This is a genomic window from uncultured Fibrobacter sp. (assembly GCF_937877005.1).
Taxonomy (GTDB): domain Bacteria; phylum Fibrobacterota; class Fibrobacteria; order Fibrobacterales; family Fibrobacteraceae; genus Fibrobacter.
The window spans coordinates 1-1,566 of the sequence record NZ_CALEFV010000008.1 but is presented as its reverse complement, the minus strand read 5'-3'; the positions used below and the strand labels follow the sequence as shown (position 1 = coordinate 1,566).

Annotated in this window: 1 protein-coding gene and 1 pseudogene; both read left to right on the top strand. The window is 49.4% G+C overall.

Annotation, left to right across the window (positions count from 1 at the left end):
* Positions 1 to 305: pseudogene (locus Q0628_RS00400) on the top strand (ABC transporter ATP-binding protein); the annotation flags it as partial.
* Positions 306 to 413: 108 nt separating this feature from the next.
* Positions 414 to 1,566 (top strand): aminotransferase class III-fold pyridoxal phosphate-dependent enzyme (locus tag Q0628_RS00395; RefSeq protein ID WP_298767441.1); only part of this gene is annotated, 1,153 nt, incomplete at its 3' end.

Sequence of the window (1,566 nt, the reverse complement as noted above, 5' to 3'; positions counted from 1 at the left end):
TCGATGAGCCCATGGGGGCGCTGGATTCGTTTACCCGTGCAGACATCCAGAACTTGCTTTTGGAACTCCGCAAGGAACGCAATACCACGATGATTTTGGTGACCCACGATATTGACGAAGCGCTTTATTTGTCTGATCGTATCGTGATTATGACGCCGCGTCCGGGGCGCATTAGCGAGGTGCTTGAAATTCGCGACAGCTTCCCGCGTGAAAGAGGCTCGGCGCAGTTCCTGGAAAAACGCCGCAATATTTTGGAACGCTTTAATCTTGCACGTTCCAATACGGTGCCGGAATACGTCATTTAGTCTAGATGGATTTGTTATCGGAAAAATTGATAACGAGCGCTAAAAACAAAGTATTGGACAGAGACTAAAATCGCACCTATATTTGTTCCAAAAATTAAGGAGAGTACTATGTCAAATAACGTTAGTTATGTGGCGGGAGAAAATGCCGCCTCTTATGAAAAGGCCCGAAAGTATAACCTGTTTTCTTTCGCGAATGCCCCCCATAAAGATTACAAGCCGTTCTTTGTAGACCATGCCGACGGTATCTACGTTTACGATGGTGCAGGCAAGGAATACATCGATATCGCGTCGGAACTGGTGAACGTGAATATCGGCTTTAATAACCGCCACATTATTGAAGCGGTGCAAAAGCAGGTGGAACGTTTGGCTTACATCGCTCCGCGTCATGCCTTTGCCGAAGCGGGCGAACTCAGCGAACTCTTGATTGAAAAGATTGCCCCGAAGAATTTCAAGAAGGTGCTGTTTACGCTGGGTGGCTCCGAAGCGAATGAATTTGCCATCCGTTTTGTGAAGGCGTTTACGGGCCGCGACAAGATTTTCTCGAAGTATGAATCTTACCACGGAAGCACTTATGGTGCGTCGAGTTTGACGGGCGAAAGCGAACGCGCTTCGCTGTTCCCGACGATTCCTGGATTTATCAAGTATCCGGCGCCGCATCTTTACGGTTACGACATTAAATTTGCAAGCGAAGAAGAAGCGACCAAGCATTTCCTTTCTCGCCTGGAATATCAGATTCAGCAGGAATGCCCGGAATCGGTGGCGGCTGTGTTCATTGAATCGGTCACCGGTTCTAATGGCGTTTATCTTTACCCCAAGGGATACCTGAAGGGTGTCCGCGAAATCTGCGACAAGTACGGAATTTTGATGGTGTGCGACGAAGTCATGAGTGGCTTCTTGCGCACGGGTGAATGGTTCGCCTGCCAGGCCGATGGCGTGGAACCGGATCTGATTACTTTTGCAAAGGGTGTGAACAGCGCCTACGCTCCGCTCGGCGGCGTGCTCATTAGCGAGCGTATTGCGAATTATTATGAGGAAACCGCCTTTACTGCAGGGCTTACCTATAATGCGCATCCGCTGGGCGTTGCGGCGGCTATTGCCTGTATCGAAGAATATTTCCGCTTGGATGTCAAGGGCAATGTGAAAAAGCAGGAACCCCTTTTGAAGAAAAAGCTTGCGGAACTCAAGGCAAAGCACCCATCTGTTGGCGACGTGCGTTCTGTGGGCCTCTTCGGTGCCATTGAATTCTGCTACAGCAAGGATC